At 40.9% G+C, this 15,309-nt stretch carries 19 protein-coding genes; 5 read left to right on the top strand and 14 right to left on the bottom strand.

Annotated elements, in window-relative coordinates; all coding sequences use genetic code 11:
- Positions 1 to 27 precede the first annotated feature (27 nt).
- The 5 genes from glnA to spoVK form a co-directional block, all read right to left on the bottom strand.
- Positions 28 to 1,362, bottom strand: a complete 1,335-nt coding sequence (glnA, locus tag MHB38_RS09000; RefSeq protein WP_007499421.1) for a type I glutamate--ammonia ligase — start codon at positions 1,360 to 1,362, stop codon at positions 28 to 30.
- A 60-nt stretch (positions 1,363 to 1,422) separates the two neighbouring features.
- Positions 1,423 to 1,833, bottom strand: a complete 411-nt coding sequence (locus MHB38_RS08995) for a MerR family transcriptional regulator (RefSeq protein ID WP_007499423.1) — start codon at positions 1,831 to 1,833, stop codon at positions 1,423 to 1,425.
- A gap of 91 nt (positions 1,834 to 1,924) precedes the next feature.
- The gene (locus tag MHB38_RS08990; protein ID WP_048002222.1) at positions 1,925 to 3,205 is read right to left on the bottom strand and encodes a methionine gamma-lyase family protein; all 1,281 of its coding nucleotides are present in this window, start codon (positions 3,203 to 3,205) and stop codon (positions 1,925 to 1,927) included.
- 18 nt (positions 3,206 to 3,223) lie between these two features.
- Positions 3,224 to 4,486, bottom strand: coding sequence for a GTPase HflX (hflX, locus tag MHB38_RS08985; RefSeq protein WP_017359031.1), 1,263 nt, complete (start codon positions 4,484 to 4,486; stop codon positions 3,224 to 3,226).
- A 120-nt stretch (positions 4,487 to 4,606) separates the two neighbouring features.
- Positions 4,607 to 5,566 carry a stage V sporulation protein K gene (spoVK, locus tag MHB38_RS08980; RefSeq protein ID WP_008344008.1) on the bottom strand — a complete coding sequence of 320 codons (960 nt, stop codon included), beginning with the start codon at positions 5,564 to 5,566 and terminating at the stop codon, positions 4,607 to 4,609.
- A gap of 320 nt (positions 5,567 to 5,886) precedes the next feature.
- On the opposite strand from spoVK, the gene MHB38_RS08975 reads away from it, so the two are divergent.
- Positions 5,887 to 6,645 (top strand): N-acetylmuramoyl-L-alanine amidase, encoded by a 759-nt coding sequence (locus MHB38_RS08975; RefSeq protein ID WP_341003126.1) that lies wholly within the window; start codon positions 5,887 to 5,889, stop codon positions 6,643 to 6,645.
- A 55-nt stretch (positions 6,646 to 6,700) separates the two neighbouring features.
- Here the strand turns inward: MHB38_RS08975 and MHB38_RS08970 are convergent, their stop codons facing one another.
- The 9 genes from MHB38_RS08970 to MHB38_RS08930 form a co-directional block, all read right to left on the bottom strand.
- Positions 6,701 to 7,318: a hypothetical protein gene (locus MHB38_RS08970; RefSeq protein WP_146270279.1), complete on the bottom strand. Its 618-nt coding sequence runs from the start codon at positions 7,316 to 7,318 to the stop codon at positions 6,701 to 6,703.
- A gap of 84 nt (positions 7,319 to 7,402) precedes the next feature.
- The gene (nrdF, locus tag MHB38_RS08965; RefSeq protein WP_008344010.1) at positions 7,403 to 8,383 is read right to left on the bottom strand and encodes a class 1b ribonucleoside-diphosphate reductase subunit beta; all 981 of its coding nucleotides are present in this window, start codon (positions 8,381 to 8,383) and stop codon (positions 7,403 to 7,405) included.
- Between the two features lie 17 nt (positions 8,384 to 8,400).
- Complete coding sequence (gene nrdE / locus MHB38_RS08960; RefSeq protein ID WP_019743850.1) at positions 8,401 to 10,503, bottom strand: class 1b ribonucleoside-diphosphate reductase subunit alpha; 2,103 nt, start codon at positions 10,501 to 10,503, stop codon at positions 8,401 to 8,403.
- Entirely contained in the window at positions 10,463 to 10,855 is a 393-nt protein-coding gene (nrdI, locus tag MHB38_RS08955; RefSeq protein WP_017359034.1) for a class Ib ribonucleoside-diphosphate reductase assembly flavoprotein NrdI, read from the bottom strand. The genes nrdE and nrdI overlap by 41 nt, the downstream gene beginning before the upstream one ends.
- A 265-nt stretch (positions 10,856 to 11,120) precedes the next feature.
- A complete protein-coding gene (locus MHB38_RS08950) occupies positions 11,121 to 11,333 on the bottom strand; it encodes a hypothetical protein (protein WP_003212415.1) in 213 nt (70 codons plus the stop codon).
- 79 nt (positions 11,334 to 11,412) lie between these two features.
- Positions 11,413 to 11,745 carry a YmzC family protein gene (locus MHB38_RS08945; protein ID WP_046343575.1) on the bottom strand — a complete coding sequence of 111 codons (333 nt, stop codon included), beginning with the start codon at positions 11,743 to 11,745 and terminating at the stop codon, positions 11,413 to 11,415.
- Between the two features lie 162 nt (positions 11,746 to 11,907).
- A complete protein-coding gene (hfq, locus tag MHB38_RS08940; protein WP_003211269.1) occupies positions 11,908 to 12,129 on the bottom strand; it encodes an RNA chaperone Hfq in 222 nt (73 codons plus the stop codon).
- Between the two features lie 25 nt (positions 12,130 to 12,154).
- Positions 12,155 to 13,105, bottom strand: a complete 951-nt coding sequence (miaA, locus tag MHB38_RS08935) for a tRNA (adenosine(37)-N6)-dimethylallyltransferase MiaA (RefSeq protein WP_017359035.1) — start codon at positions 13,103 to 13,105, stop codon at positions 12,155 to 12,157.
- A gap of 68 nt (positions 13,106 to 13,173) precedes the next feature.
- Positions 13,174 to 13,575, bottom strand: a complete 402-nt coding sequence (locus tag MHB38_RS08930; protein ID WP_007499437.1) for a YmaF family protein — start codon at positions 13,573 to 13,575, stop codon at positions 13,174 to 13,176.
- A gap of 104 nt (positions 13,576 to 13,679) precedes the next feature.
- Between MHB38_RS08930 and MHB38_RS08925 the strand changes: the two genes are divergently transcribed.
- The 4 genes from MHB38_RS08925 to erbB all read left to right on the top strand — a co-directional run bounded on the left by MHB38_RS08925 (position 13,680) and on the right by erbB (position 15,302).
- On the top strand, positions 13,680 to 13,943 hold the full coding sequence (locus MHB38_RS08925) for a hypothetical protein (protein ID WP_017359036.1): 264 nt from the start codon (positions 13,680 to 13,682) through the stop codon (positions 13,941 to 13,943).
- A 112-nt stretch (positions 13,944 to 14,055) separates the two neighbouring features.
- A complete protein-coding gene (locus tag MHB38_RS08920; RefSeq protein WP_046343573.1) occupies positions 14,056 to 14,598 on the top strand; it encodes a TetR/AcrR family transcriptional regulator in 543 nt (180 codons plus the stop codon).
- 2 nt (positions 14,599 to 14,600) lie between these two features.
- Entirely contained in the window at positions 14,601 to 14,918 is a 318-nt protein-coding gene (gene erbA / locus MHB38_RS08915) for an SMR family multidrug efflux transporter EbrA (protein ID WP_017367286.1), read from the top strand.
- A gap of 15 nt (positions 14,919 to 14,933) precedes the next feature.
- Entirely contained in the window at positions 14,934 to 15,302 is a 369-nt protein-coding gene (erbB, locus tag MHB38_RS08910) for an SMR family multidrug efflux transporter EbrB (RefSeq protein ID WP_007499443.1), read from the top strand.
- Positions 15,303 to 15,309: the final 7 nt, after the last annotated feature.

Raw genomic sequence — 15,309 nt, 5'->3', positions numbered from 1 at the left:
AGCCAATGGCTTCAAGGGGTTTCTTGATTAATACTGAGACATATACTGATCGCGTTCCCATGGGTGTACTTGGGTGCGGAACATATCCCATTCGATTTCTTTTGATTCGATGAAGTGCTCGAATAAGTGATCGCCTAGTGCGTTGATCATGACTTCGTTTGACTTGAGCAGCTCAAGTGCTTCTGCAAGTGTTGCAGGTAAGTCAGCGATGCCGTTTTCAAGGCGCTCTTCTTTGTCCATGACATAGATGTTTCTGTCGATTGGCGCTGGTGCGTCTAGTTTGTTTTTGATTCCGTCTAGACCTGCTGCAAGTAATACACTTAGTGCAAGGTATGGGTTTGCAGATGGGTCTACACTGCGTACTTCTACACGTGTGCTGATGCCGCGTGATGCTGGAATACGAATCAATGGGCTGCGATTTTGTGCACTCCATGCTACGTAGCAAGGTGCTTCATAGCCAGGAACAAGACGTTTGTAAGAGTTCACCGTTGGGTTTGTGACCGCTGTGAAGCTTGTTGCGTGCTTCACGATACCTGCGATAAAGTGTCTAGCTGTCTCACTTAATTGTAAATCTGCTTTTTCATCAAAGAATGCGTTTTTGCCATTTTTGAATAATGATAGGTTACAGTGCATACCAGATCCGTTTACACCGAACAATGGTTTTGGCATGAATGTTGCATGAAGTCCGTGCTTTCTCGCAATTGTTTTCACAACGAGTTTGAACGTTTGAATGTCATCACAAGAGCGGATAGCGCCTGCATATTTGAAGTCAATTTCATGCTGTCCAGGTGCTACTTCGTGGTGAGACGCTTCAATTTCAAAGCCCATTTCTTCAAGCTCAAGCACGATATCACGGCGGCAGTTTTCGCCTAGATCTGTTGGTGCAAGGTCAAAGTATCCACCTTTATCGTTTAGTTCGAGCGTTGGCTCGCCTTTTTCGTCTAATTTAAATAAGAAGAATTCTGGCTCAGGTCCAAGGTTGAAATCACTAAATCCTAGTTCTTCCATTTCCTTTAAGATACGCTTTAAGTTGTTACGAGGGTCTCCATCAAATGGTGTTCCGTCTGGCTTATAAATGTCACAAATAAAGCGTGCAACTTTACCTTTTTCTGCTGTCCAAGGGAAAATAACAAACGTGTTTAGATCTGGATATAGGTACATATCTGATTCTTCGATACGTACAAACCCTTCAATAGATGAACCATCAAACATACATTTGTTATCGAGAGCTTTTTCTAACTGGCTCACAGGAATCTCAACATTTTTAATTGTTCCGAGAATGTCTGTAAATTGCAGACGGATGTACTTTACGTTTTCCTCATTTACTAATTTTACGATATCTTCTCTTGTGTACTTTGCCATTTCGTAAAACTCCTCCCCTACAAAAGGTAAAATGTGTATAGCAATGCTTTTGCTAATTGGTTAACGGAAGAACCTTGACATATCCCCCTGCCTAAAGGTCGTTCCTTGTTGGAAACGTCCAGCCTGAATGAGTTCCTTCTTCAGTAGCTTCCTGAGTTCATCATCTGTCAAGTTGTGCTTCGCTGTGGTTTTCTCCTCTGTCTTTGTTTCAGACGATGGATTTTCTGCCTCAGCTTTGGCAAAAAGTTTTTTGATTCCTGCCATGTTTACACCTTGTTCGATGAGGTTTTTGATTTCTAGTAATTTATCAACATCATGGAAAGAAAATAATCGGCGATTCCCATCACTTCTAGCTGGAAATACTAAACCATTTTCCTCATAATAGCGAATTTGTCTTGCAGATAATTCTGTTAGCTGCATGACAATCCCAATTGGGAATAAAGGCATTGAGCGGCGAATGTTATCACTCATCTCAACTGTCTCCTCCTCTTTGCTTAAATTTATTATATGTCATGTTATATTATGTGTCAACGAAATGTTAGGAATATTAACATGGATTTTTTTATCGAGCAGGCACTTCAATAAAACCTTGCTCTAATAAGGCATCTACAGCACTGCAAATGGCATTTTTCACATGGGCATACGTGAGACCGCCCTGAACATAGGCTGTGTAAGGCGGTCTAATCGGACCATCAGCTGATAATTCAATGCTGGCTCCTTGGACAAATGTGCCCGCTGCCATAATCACATCGTCCTCGTATCCCGGCATATAGCTTGCATGCGGTGTGACATGACTGTTAATCGGTGATGCATATTGAATCGCCTGACAAAATGCAATCATTTTTTTAGGGTCTCCAAATTCTACAGATTGAATCAAGTCGGTTCTTTTCGCATTCCACGCCGGGTTTGTTTGGAACCCGAGTTTTTCAAGAAAACGCGCTGTAAACACGGCGCCTTTTAAACTTTGTGCAACAACATGCGGTGCTAAGAAAAATCCTTGATACATTTCCTGAAGCGCATACAGCGATGCACCCGCTTCACTGCCGATGCCTGGAGATGTCATTCGATAAGAGCAAGCTTCTACCCATTTTTCTTTTCCGACGATGTAGCCGCCCGTTTTGGCAAGGCCGCCGCCTGGGTTTTTAATGAGAGAACCTGCCATAAGGTCTGCACCCACATGACACGGCTCTTGTAATTCAGTAAATTCACCATAACAGTTGTCAACAAACACAATGATGTCCTCATTGATGTCTTTCACAAATGAAATCATTTGTTCAATTTCTTCTATTGTAAAGGATGGTCTTGACGCATAGCCTTTAGAACGCTGAATCCCGATGACTTTTGTTTTTGGGGAAATAGATTCTTTGACTTTGTCGAAATCGACAGATCCATCTTGACGCAAATCAATGGCTTTGTAATCGATCTGAAAATCTTTTAATGAGCCTGTCCCTTCTTTGCCGCGAATCCCGACAATCTCTTCTAGGGTATCGTAAGGTTTCCCCGTCATGTAGATCAATTCATCACCAGGTCTTAGCACACCGAATAAGGCGATGGAAATGGCATGTGTTCCAGAAATGATCTGCGGGCGTACAAGACCGCTTTCCCCTCCAAATACATCCGCATAGATCTTTTCTAACGTGTCTCTTCCCATATCATCGTAGCCATAACCAGTTGTCGGGTTAAAATGAGAGTCACTGACTTTATGTTTCCGGTAGCTTTCAAGAACCCGCCACTCATTTTGTTCACTCTTTCGATCAATTTGCTGATGTATTTGTGAAATGTCTTGTTCTGCTTCTGCTGCTATTTTTTCTAAAATGGTGCCATGTTTTAAAGTGTGAAACATCGTGATTTAATTCCTTTCCTACAACATATACTTCTTGATTTGTCCTAATATGGTTTGCTCCTCACCACTAAATCCAGTGATGTCATAAAGCTCTGCTTCCTTTTGAAATTCCAGTGATTCCACCAAGGTTTCTGACTTCAAGGCAGATATGAGTTTCCCTTCATATGCCGGAATTCTTACATGATATGGCTTTAAAAAATCTTTTTTCAGTTCAGCCATGATATCCGCTTTTAACCGCTTCACATCTTCCTCGCGCCTAGCACTGATTAAAATGTGGCGCTGCTTTGAGGAAGGGATAAAATCCGGCCGGATTTGGTCTTTTTTGTTATAGACAGTCAGCATCGGAATACGGTCAGCTTCTAATTCTTCTAAAAGCTTATGAACCGTTCGTTCATGCCCTTCATAATCCTCATTCGAAGAATCGATCACATGAAGCAAATAGTCTGCTTCTTTTACTTCTTCAAGAGTGGAACGAAATGCTGCAATCAGTGTGGTTGGAAGGTCTTGAATAAAACCAACTGTATCGGAAATCAGTACACTGTAGCCAGATTCAAGTGTCATTTTACGCGTCATTGGGTCAAGTGTGGCAAACAGCAAATCTTCTTCATGGCTATCCGCTTCTGTTAACTGGTTAAACAATGTTGATTTCCCGGCATTTGTGTACCCGACAATAGCGATTTGGAATACGCCATTTTTCTTCCGTCGTTCCCGGTATCTCGTGCGATGTTCTTTGACTGCAGACAGTTGTCCGTGAATTTCGTGTATGCGGTTTCGAATATGACGTCTGTCTGTTTCAAGTTTTGTTTCACCTGGACCTCTTGCGCCAATTCCGCCGCCTTGTCTTGAAAGGCTGATCCCTTGTCCGCTCAGTCTTGGCAAGGCATACTGAAGCTGGGCAAGCTCTATTTGCAGCTTCCCCTCTCTTGTACGGGCTCTTTTGGCAAAGATGTCTAGAATCAATTGCGTACGGTCAATGATTTTCACATCTAAGGCAGTCGCCAAAGCTTTTAACTGGCTAGGCGAAAGCTCGTCGTTAAAAATAATAACGTCACAGTCTAACTCGTCGCAAAGCACTTCAAGCTCTTCCACTTTCCCTTTCCCGATGTAAGTCGCGCTGTCCTGTCTATTTCTTTTTTGCGTCATGATGCTGACAGCTTCACCGCCAGCTGTTTTGGTTAAGGAAGCTAATTCTTCCATAGAATATTGAAAGCGTTCATCCGTTATATGCGGCAGTTGACAGCCGACAAGGATCGCTTTTTCTATCATTTCATGTTCATTCAACGTCAGTTGTTTCCTTTCTGTACTTAAGTTTCAGTAGTACCATCATACCAAACACACCACACGTATACCACCATTCGGAAGGTTTAATTTCTTGTCTCTTTACAAAAAGGATACGCCATTTCAAGAAGGCGTATCCTCTTTCATTTGCAGATCATGGCTTTTAATCGTAAGTAAGTCTTTTTTATCATAATGATCCACAAGAAGCAGCCTCATCGCCTGAGTTCGAATCGCTTTTTCAATGGTGTTTCGCACAAAACGGCCGTTGCTGAATTTGGCAGGACTCGTTGTGCTCTTGATGTGCATTAAATAGTCTCGCAGTTTCCATTCTGCCTCTTGAGTAAAGACATATTCCCGATCGGCCATCATTCGTTTTGCAATATCCATCAGCTGATCGACTGTATAATCAGGGAAGTTGATATTAATCGGAAATCTCGATTGCAGACCAGGGTTTAGAGAAAGAAAATGATCCATTTCCTTGGAGTATCCAGCTAAGATGAGGATGAATTCATGCTGCTTATCCTCCATATGTTTTACAAGGGTATCAATGGCTTCTTTCCCAAAATCTTTCTCTCCTCCGCGGGCAAGAGAATAGGCTTCATCGATGAACAAAATGCCGCCTAGTGATTTTTTAATCAAATCTCTTGTTTTTTGAGCTGTATGTCCAATGTACTCTCCAACCAGATCTCCTCGTTCCGCCTCAATTAAGTGCCCTTTTGAAAGAACATTCATTTCAAAGAAAAGCTTCCCGACAAGCCGTGCAACCGTTGTTTTCCCTGTGCCAGGATTTCCTTTAAACATCATATGAAGCGCTTGCTTTCCTACCTTTAATCCTTGTTCTTGTCTTTTTTGATTGACAAAAATCCAAGCATAAATTTCTTTTATGTTTCGTTTCATTTCATCCATCCCGACAAGGCTGTTCATTTCTCGTTCTATTTCTCGTAAGATGCTGTGTTTGGCCTCATTTTTTTGCAAGGCCTCTAAGTATTCTGCCTCTGAATCTGCATCAACCAATACTTGCTTCTGTCCATTAAGTATAATGTTGATTTGGCCGTTATTTTTATATGTGACAGCTCGCTCCAACGTATTCACCTCTCGCTCTTCTCTCTTTAATCTATTCGGGTGGAGCTGTAATCGTGACAATCGCCCGCACTAGCATCAGTTTACTGTCAAAATGACCCGAGATACCGGTTATTGTAGGGGATTGTGCGGTTTCCCAGGAAATGATGTGCTATTTCCATTGTATTCATCCATTTCGGGCGGACAAACCAACAATTTGTTTTTTCTTAGAAAAATGGCGCTTTTTCATCACAAATTGTGCAGAAAAGAGTCTCGATGATTTCCGCATTTTGTACAGGCAATTTTTCTATTTCCTCATAAAATAAAGACGAGGTGATGAATAGATGGTGAAAATTTTTATTGATCCTGGCCACGGAGGAACAGATTCTGGAGCTGCTGCTAATGGACTTTTGGAGAAAAATATCACACTGCAAATTGCGCTTTTTCTGAGAGATATGTTGATTAGTGAATATGATGGGGTTTCCGTCCGCTTAAGTCGTTCAATTGACCAATCCGTCACGTTATCCCAGCGTACCAATGCGGCAAACAGCTGGGGAGCTGACTATTTCGTGTCTATTCATATTAATGCTGGCGGAGGCACAGGTTTTGAAAGTTATGTGTACCCTGGCGTTTCAGCACCAACCACCACGTATCGCAATGCTCTTCATGATGAGATTGTCCGCTCCGTTGAATTTGCCGACCGCGGCAAGAAAACGGCGAACTTCCACGTTCTGCGGGAAACTTCTATGTCTGCCATTTTAACTGAAAACGGTTTCATTGATACGGTAGCTGATGCAAATAAGCTCCGTAACGCTACTTTCCTTCAAGGGATCGCTCGTGCTCATGCCACTGGATTAGAAAAAGCCCTTCAATTGAAAAAAAAAGCAAGTAACCTATATAAAGTGCAAGCAGGGGCTTTCAAGGTCAAAGCCAATGCGGATGAACTAGCAGCTACACTCAGATCCAAAGGATTTGAAGCGCTGGTCGTACTGGATAGCGGCATGTACCGAGTCCAAGCTGGCGCTTTCCGTTCAAAGCAAAATGCAGATGACCTCGTCGCTCGATTAAAGCAGGCCGGTCACGACGCATTCGTTTTTCAATAATCTAAAAAACAAACCGGCTCAAGTCATCTTTAGAGCCGGTTTGTTGTCTATCCAATTATGCTAAAATGTTCACGACAAATTGAGACCATGTTTCAAGACGATCGAAGTACTCAGGCTTTTTCAAATCTGTTACTTTCATCCATTTGCCTGAGATTTGATCTGTTTCTTTTACTTCTACATGAGCACCCGGTGATAATTCAAGGGCTGATAACAGTCCGATGTGCACACGGCCGACACTGTTGTCATCATCATTAATGAGTCCAAGGGTTTTCATCTCAAGTTTGTCTGCTTCTTGAATCGAAAGTTCCTCGTCCAGTTCACGATCGGTATTTTCTTTTAGAATCTCAGCAAATTTTTTTCCTTCAATGAAATTCATATGACCCCCAAAGCCAAGAGATAACTTATGATGTAAGCGCGTCTCTCCCCCGCCTTGAAGTCTTTCATATACATACACTTCGTCCTCACGCTTAATCACGACATAAGGTATCGGCTGTTTGAAGTCAGGATTTTCTTCTGCATCGCCTCTTCGCATCTGCTCGAAGTGCTCTTCGATTTCTTTCATAATAGTGCTGATTGTTTTCTCTTCACTATTCACACCATTAAACGCAAGTGTTTCGTTTTGGAACACGCGTGCGCGCGGTGCAACTAAAATCATTTCGTCCATTTTTCCCATGTTCGGTAACCTCCAGTATGTAACACATTGTTAGAAATGGCAAAAAGCCAAAACGAGTGATGCGTTTTGACTTTTACGCTTTCCTTATGATTCATCTCCAAAGAAGAAATCGTCATCTTTTAACGGCTCAACTGTTGCCTTTTTGTAGCCGTTCCCTTTCATTGAGAAGAAGTCATGTGACTTTGTTTTTGTATTGAGTCCGTTCAATACAATTGGATTGATCTCTTCTTCTTCAAAGTAAGGGGCAAATCCAAGGTTCATTAACGCTTTATTGGCATTGTAACGAATGAACTTTTTCACATCATGCGATAAATTGACTTGGTCATAAATATCCTCAGTGTAATGAAGTTCATTTTCATAAAGCTCATTAAGCAGATCGATAGAGAAATCATAAAGCTCTTTTTGCACGTCAGGTGTTTGTTTGTTGTAAATTTCTTGTGCCAACAATCCAACATACACACCGTGAATCGCTTCATCGCGCAAAATCAAGTTAATGATTTCACCACTTTGCATGAGCTTTCCTTGACCGTAGAAATATAGCGGGTAGTAAAAGCCGCTATAGAATAGGAAGCTTTCTAAATACACTGAAGCAACCATTGCTTTAAATAAGGAAATCGGGTCATCCTTTTGAATGGAACGGTACAGACCTACAATCATATCTGCTTTCTTTTGCAAGAATTTATTTTTCTTGACCCATTCAAATACTTCACTAATCGTTTCAGTCGGTGCAAGCGTCATGAAGATATTTGAGTATGATTTTGCATGCACGGCATTTTCCATCATGGCCATAAAGTTTAACACGGCTTTACGCTGATGACCGTCCACATGTTCAGCCACTATCGGCATTCCTGTATTTCCTTGTTCTGTATCAAGTAACGTCAGTCCAGCCAGTACCTTCATGTACGTATCTCGCTCTTCTTCACCTAAATATTTCCATGTTAAGAGATCCCCGTTTAAGGAAATCTCTTCTGGAAGCCAGAATTGCTTGACGTTTTGGTTGTAAAACATTTGTGTAAAATCATCTTCGTGTTTTGACCAGTTGGCTGCATCATAAATTTTTGTCACGTTAAACTCTCCTTTAATCAAACAACACAAGAAAGACAGCCTTCCTGCCCTGTATCCTTCGTTCTTGCATAATAAAGTGTCTTAATGCCTTTATGGTGTGCATAAAGATCGATGCGGTTTAAGTCACGCGTTGTCATCGTATCTTTTAGGAATAATGTAAAGCTAATTCCTTGATCGACGTGCTGCTGAATGGTTGCGATCATATCGACTACTTTAAACATGTCCATATCGTATGCTTCTTTATAGAAGAACCAGTTTTGTGCTGAAAGTCCTGGCATTGGATAATACGTTTTGCTGTTTCCGTATGTTCTTTCTTCGATACGTTCCATAATTGGCATTACAGAAGCTGTTGCCGATTGAACATACGAAATAGAACCTGTTGGCGCAATACATAATCGATAGCTATGGTACATGCCATTTTCCGCTACAAAGTCTTTGAGTGCTGCCCAATCTTCTTTTGTTGGAATGTGCATGCCTTCAAATAGCGCAGCCGCTTTTTCTGTTTTTGGAGTGAAATCATTTTCTACGTATTTATTGAAGTACTCACCTGTTGCATAACCAGAGCCCTCATAACGATGGAATGTTTCCCCTTTTTCTTTTGCAAGCTCACTTGAACGCTTAATGGAGTAATAGTTCACCATCATAAAGAACGTATTAGCGAAATCTCTTGCTTCTTCACTTTCATAAGCAATTTGGTTTTGAGCTAAATACCCATGAAGGTTCATCGCACCAAGTCCAATTGATTTCATCGCTTTGTTCGCTTTTCTAACAGCTGGTGCATTGCGGATATCTGTTGTTTCAGACACAAGTGTAAGTGAGTCCGTTGCAAGCTTGACTGTTTTTTCAATGGATTTGTTTTTCATCACGTTCATGATATTTAAAGAACCAAGGTTACAAGAAATATCAAGTCCGATCTCATCATCTTGATCATAGTCCGTGTAAGAAGAGACTTCTGAAGCTTGAAGTACTTCTGAGCAAAGGTTTGAGAATTTCACACGTGAAATATGGTTCAGAGCGTGCTCTCTATTCACATTATCTTGGAACATGATATATGGATAGCCTGATTCTGAGCGCAGAACAGCTAATTTTTCAAGAAGTTTTCTTGGATTGACTTTTTCTTTTTTGACTTTCGGGTTTTCTACAAGCTCGTCATACATTTCTTCCATATCCATCTCATCAAGATGCTGTCCATAAGTTTTATAAACTGTATGAGGATAGAATGTATAAGCTGTTTTATCTTCTCTAGCAAGCTCGATAAATTTATCTGGAATGACGACACCGATCGAAAGTGTTTTCACACGAACATCTTCATCCGCAGAGATTTTTTTCGTATCTAAGAAATCATTAATATCTCTGTGGAAAATATTCAGGTAGGCACTGCCTGAACCTTGTCTTTGTCCCATTTGATCTGCATATCGGAATGCATTATCAAGAAGTTTCATGACGCCTACGACACCTTTGGTCGCATTTTCAACATCTTTGATCGCTTCACCTTTCGCACGAAGCTTTGAAAGGTTCAAGCTGACGCCGCCGCCTAATTTAGACAGCTGCATGGAAATATCAATGGCTCTTGAAATATCGTTTAATGAGTCATTCACTTCAAGCAAGAAGCAGCTCACCAGCTCACCACGTCTTTTACGGCCTGCGTTTAAGAATGTTGGTGTACTTGGCTGATACTCTTGGTTGATCATCAGTTCCACAAACTCAAGTGCTTTCTTTTTGTCTCCACCCGCAAAGAAAAGAGCCACAACTGAAATGCGGTCTTCATAGCGTTCAAGGATTTTCTTTTTGTCATTTGTTTTCAGTGCATAGTCATTGTAAAACTTAAACGCACTCATAAATGATGGGAATCTAAATTTCTTGGCATATGCAGCTTCAAATACTTCTTTAATATCTGACATGCTGTATTGTCTTAAAAATTCTTCCTCATAGTAGTCGTTTTCTATTAAGTAATCAATCTTCTCTTCTAGATTATGAAAGAAGACCGTGTTTTGATTAATATAATCTACGAAATAACTATGTACAGCTTCTTTGTCCTTGTCGAACTGAAACTTTCCTTCTTTTTGAATCATAATCTCGTTATTTAATTGTATCCACTTTGGAACCTGATTTTGTGACAATTCTTTCTACCTCCTGTGTAAACAATTCAACATCCCTTTTTGTTCCGCTTAGTTCAAAGGTGTGCAAAATAGGAACTTGATATTGTTTAGAAATCGTATCAGCGCTTTTGGCAAAGTTATCTCCCCACACTTTGTTCCCACTCACCGCTACACCTAGTAAAAGGTGCGCATTTTTCTCTAAAAATGACTGAGTGGTACCAGGGACTTGTCCAAATCCTGTCGTAAAGGTGACGAGAATAAACGGCGTATCCAAAAACTCTTCTCCAGTCAATTTTCGTTTGTCTGTAAAAGGGGTCTTGTCCAAAAAGCGTTGAACATTTCCTGTTTTTGAATCAAATACGATTTGAATCAATTCCATCACGACCTAGTTTTTAGTATTGTTGATCATTTCGTTATTCACTATATATAGTATACTATGTTTTTTCAAAACACAATATATAGATGCTCGAAACGAAAAAAATCAACCAACCCGGCCGAACATTCATAGCCGAACTCGTACGTTCAAATAAATAGAGCAGAGCAGGTTCTAAAAATAGACTGCCCTACTCCCTATTCAACTGAAACCGAAATCTATCATAACACGAAAAAAAATCGCTTAGTAGACTAGACTTTTTGTTTTATTTTTTGTAGGCATCGCACTGTAAATCTTCTGACACTTCTGTTATTTCCACTTCAACACCTAATTCTTTCAGCACCGCTTCAAGCGCAGAGACGATCGAGGCTTCTCTTACTAACTCTTTCCCGTTTACAGAAACGCTTGTTCCATATTCGAAACAGGAGTCATCTTCACAAGTTTGTTCCCAATGATTAATTTTAATTTTGTGTGTCATGAACTCATCCTTTTCTGTCTAGATGTCTGATGCATGTTTATAGTGTAGCGACTTCACATTCATTTGTAAATTTACGTGCTTACTCTTCATCAAAGTCTTCACTATCACCATCATCTTCATCCCATTCATCTATGTACTTTGTCGTAATGAGCGTCAGCTCTCCTTCTTTTTCATCAAACCGGTATACATGTACTTCATCATCTTTCACAACAGCAATGTGATTATTTTTTAGCGCAACAGATGATGGCAAAAGACCATCAACACGGCTCCCATCATGCTCACAAGAATGGTTATGCCAACTTTCTTGTCTCGTTTCGATGTTCGAGATGGCGCATGATCCAAATAAGACAACGATTCCAATCAAAAGAAGGATCACTCTAATCCTTCTTAATTCAAGCTCTGCATTTTCCATATAAATCCCCTCACCCTTTTAAATGTCCAATAAGGATTTATACGCAACTTGGACAGAAAAGTTTCATGGCATGCAAAATAGCCCCTCTGCACTGACAAAAAACGTAGCGGGTTTCGGCCGGTTTATTCGCAGCTGCATGGGGCTATTGGTGAAAACGGGTGTTTATTCTAATTCAAGATTTACATTTTTTTGAGGTGCAAATGTTGAAATCGCATGTTTATAAATAAGCTGCTGCTTCCCTTCTGTCTCAAGCAGCACCGTGAAATTGTCAAATCCCTTTACTTGACCGCGAAGCTGAAAGCCATTCAGTAAAAATACTGTGACAAATGTATTGTCTTTGCGGATCTGATTCAAAAATTGGTCCTGAATATTAATCGGTTTCATGTTTCGTCCTCCTTGATTCTGATAACTACAGTTTCGCTTTAAGTCCAAGCTTTCCTGCTATATATGCGAAAATTTCCTCTTTTTTGTCCGAAAAGTGGCAAGGTGGTGTCATATCAAACCAGGTGACATCCATTTTATTACGGAACCACGTAAACTGACGCTTCGCATATCTTCGGGAATTTTGTTTTAATTGCTGGATGGCTTCATCAAGTGAGCAGTTGCCTTGAAAATAGGCATACAACTCTTTATAACCAATCGCTTGAACAGACTGACAATCTTTCAAACCAGATTGATAAAGTGCGCTCACTTCTTCAATTAAGCCTTCATCTAACATCATATCAATTCTTTGATGAATGCGCTCGTACAAAAGCTCTCGGTCCATTTTCAGCCCAATGAAGGCAGTGTCATACAGAGGAACTTCTTGATGCCCGTTTTGCATATCAGACATTTTCTGACCTGTTGTATGGATGATTTCAAGCGCCCTGATCACGCGGCGGACGTTATTCGGATGAATCGCTTTTGCAGCGTCAGGATCGGCTTCTTTTAGCTTTTCATACAGCTTGATCGGTCCATGCTGCTGCTTAAACAGCGTCATCTCTTCTCTAAAAGCAGGATCACTTTTCTCATCAGTAAACGTGTAATCATATAAAACAGACTGAATATATAGCCCAGTTCCACCAACAATCATGGGCGTTTTTCCTCTCGCAGCAATCTCTTTGATTTTTAAGCGGACAAGCTGCTGAAATTCAGCTGTAGAAAACGATTCATCCGGTTGTTTAATATCGATTAAATGGTGCGGAACGCCATTCATTTCTTCAGGGGTGATTTTCGCTGTGCCAATATCCATCCCTTTATAGATCTGCATGGAATCCCCGCTGATAATTTCTCCATTAAATGCTTTCGCTATATCAATGCTCAGCTTTGTTTTTCCGACAGCCGTCGGACCTACTAATACAATCACTGGTTGTTTTTTCATAACATCACTCTCTTTTACAAACTGCCTACAGTATAGCATAACTTCTCTTTCTCTCCTATATCCTCCCGTCACCAGCCAAGTGGTTCATTCCCGACCACTTCATATGTCTTTCCTTTTAAACGGTGCTTATGCGTTGGCCTTTCTTCATCTGGACTGTAAACGACTCCCCCGTATGGAATCGGGACAGAATCGGTATAGGCAGAAAACGTGACTTCCTCAATTTCATGATAGTGCGTCCCGTCCACTCTTGGGATAGCAGGTCCAGTGACGCCATAATATCTATGGAAATGCCCTCTTTCAAATGACGTGATCCCCCGATAATAATGAGTATGTCTATCGGTACTGCTTCCATTCACAGGCTGAGAAATACCTTCTATTAAATGATAATGTTCTTCTGTTACATCCGTTCGCGCTTTATAAGCATGTGCATGAGGTGGACATTTAGCCCAATCAGACGGATACAGGCCCATTTTTTACATTCCTCCTTATTTTAGGCATTCACCCAAACACAAGTGGGCCACTCGAATACACTGATGTCAGTTACAGTGATTTTATGTGAAAGGAGTCTTTTTTTATGAATTATTTTGACGCACCGTTTGTTCAAGATGAGATGAGAAGACCTTTTGGATTTGGACGCCCTGGATTTGGTTTTGGAAGACCTGGGTTTGGTTTTGGGCGCCCTGGTTTTGGCTATGGGAGACCTGGATTTTTTGGACCGCCATTTTTAGGTGGTTTTGCTGGAGGACTTCTAGCTGGGTCGCTTCTTGCTCCAGGATATGGCTATGGTTATCCTTATCCACCGCCATACCCGCCATATGGACCATACCCTTATTATTAAATATGACGATTTAGTGAAAACATCCTCTTATAAAATGAATCGATTGACACATTTGTTTTTCATAGGTTAACATTTACTTTACCGACCGTTCAGTAAAGTAGGTGTTTTTTTTATGTCTAAAACGAAAAAAGAACAAATTTTTGAGGCAGCAGCTCACACCATTCTAAAAGAAGGATTGAGTCAGCTCACCCTTCAGCAGGTGGCAGAACATGCAAATATGACCAAAGCCGGGCTACTGTATCATTTTTCGAGCAAGGAAGACCTGATCCAGCAAATGAATGAGCATGCGGTTGTCTCTTTTCGTCAGCAGCTTGACACGTATCAGGAAACATACAAAAACGAAAAGGCACCTTATGTACGTGCCTATATATTGGCCACATTAAATGACCTTGATAGACAAAACACCACACAGCTATGTACAAGCATGCTGGCTACCATGTCATTTGATGAAGCATTATTAAATCCTTGGCGTCATTTTTATGCGGAATTTAAAGAAAAAGCAACCGAGGAAATCAATGACCCTGCACTTAGCCAGCTGATCCGTCTTGCCTGTGATGGTATATGGTTTTCAGAAATGTTTCAGCTTGAACCATTGAATCGAGAGGAAAAAACCCTTTTACTTCATCGGATTTTACACATTTTAGAGGAGGGATGATGATGATCCTCGGATATCTTTTTTTGGCTATCGCCATTTTTTCAGAAGCGATTGGGGCAGCGATGCTGAAACTATCAAATGGTTTCACACGCTTTAAACCTAGCGCTGTCGTTGTCGCTGGCTATACACTTGCTTTTTACATGCTGTCATTGACCCTTAATATCATTCCACTTAGCATGTCTTACGCCACATGGTCTGGGGTCGGTACCGTCCTCACGGCTTTTTTTGGCGTGCTCTTTTTCAAAGAAACCTTGAACCGTCAAGCACTTATTGGAATGGCAATGCTTGTTTCAGGGGTCGTACTATTAAATATGTCTTAAAGGATGTGAAGTGATATGAAAGGAATGCTTTATTTAACAGGAGCCATTTTGACAGAGGTTTTTGGCAGTACGATGCTGAAGCTTTCGCAAGGTTTTACACAGGTGCTGCCGAGTATGGGGGTCCTGATCGGATTTGGGTGCGCCTTTACCTTTCTCAGTTTGGCACTCAAAACAATTGAGCTGTCATCTGCATATGCCACTTGGTCTGGGGTCGGTACAGCACTTACTGCTCTTGTGGGCCTCGTACTATTTAACGAAACCATTCATATGAAAGGATTCATTGGTCTTGCACTTGTCATATGCGGCGTCATTGTCTTAAATCAATCCAAAAAACAAAAGGAAGAAAAGAAAGAACCATTCGATCAAACCGAATGGACGTCATAAAAAAAGT

Source organism: Bacillus sp. FSL K6-3176, from assembly GCF_038003325.1.
Classification (GTDB): domain Bacteria; phylum Bacillota; class Bacilli; order Bacillales; family Bacillaceae; genus Bacillus; species Bacillus altitudinis.
The sequence above is the reverse complement of the archived record's forward strand: the minus strand, read 5'-3'. Positions and strand labels throughout refer to the sequence as shown.

Excerpts from the sequence above, each read along its gene's own strand:
- MHB38_RS08950 (WP_003212415.1), bottom strand. The coding sequence starts at position 11,333 with ATGACACACAAAATTAAAATTAATCATTGGGAACAAACTTGTGAAGAT.
- MHB38_RS08930 (WP_007499437.1), bottom strand. The coding sequence starts at position 13,575 with ATGGGCCTGTATCCGTCTGATTGGGCTAAATGTCCACCTCATGCACAT.
- MHB38_RS08970 (WP_146270279.1), bottom strand. The coding sequence starts at position 7,318 with ATGGGAAAAATGGACGAAATGATTTTAGTTGCACCGCGCGCACGCGTG.
- erbA (WP_017367286.1), top strand. The coding sequence starts at position 14,601 with ATGATCCTCGGATATCTTTTTTTGGCTATCGCCATTTTTTCAGAAGCG.
- MHB38_RS08995 (WP_007499423.1), bottom strand. The coding sequence starts at position 1,833 with ATGAGTGATAACATTCGCCGCTCAATGCCTTTATTCCCAATTGGGATT.
- miaA (WP_017359035.1), bottom strand. The coding sequence starts at position 13,105 with ATGAAAAAACAACCAGTGATTGTATTAGTAGGTCCGACGGCTGTCGGA.
- erbB (WP_007499443.1), top strand. The coding sequence starts at position 14,934 with ATGAAAGGAATGCTTTATTTAACAGGAGCCATTTTGACAGAGGTTTTT.
- hfq (WP_003211269.1), bottom strand. The coding sequence starts at position 12,129 with ATGAAACCGATTAATATTCAGGACCAATTTTTGAATCAGATCCGCAAA.
- MHB38_RS08945 (WP_046343575.1), bottom strand. The coding sequence starts at position 11,745 with ATGGAAAATGCAGAGCTTGAATTAAGAAGGATTAGAGTGATCCTTCTT.
- glnA (WP_007499421.1), bottom strand. The coding sequence starts at position 1,362 with ATGGCAAAGTACACAAGAGAAGATATCGTAAAATTAGTAAATGAGGAA.
- MHB38_RS08990 (WP_048002222.1), bottom strand. The coding sequence starts at position 3,205 with ATGTTTCACACTTTAAAACATGGCACCATTTTAGAAAAAATAGCAGCA.
- MHB38_RS08920 (WP_046343573.1), top strand. The coding sequence starts at position 14,056 with ATGTCTAAAACGAAAAAAGAACAAATTTTTGAGGCAGCAGCTCACACC.
- MHB38_RS08925 (WP_017359036.1), top strand. The coding sequence starts at position 13,680 with ATGAATTATTTTGACGCACCGTTTGTTCAAGATGAGATGAGAAGACCT.
- MHB38_RS08975 (WP_341003126.1), top strand. The coding sequence starts at position 5,887 with ATGGTGAAAATTTTTATTGATCCTGGCCACGGAGGAACAGATTCTGGA.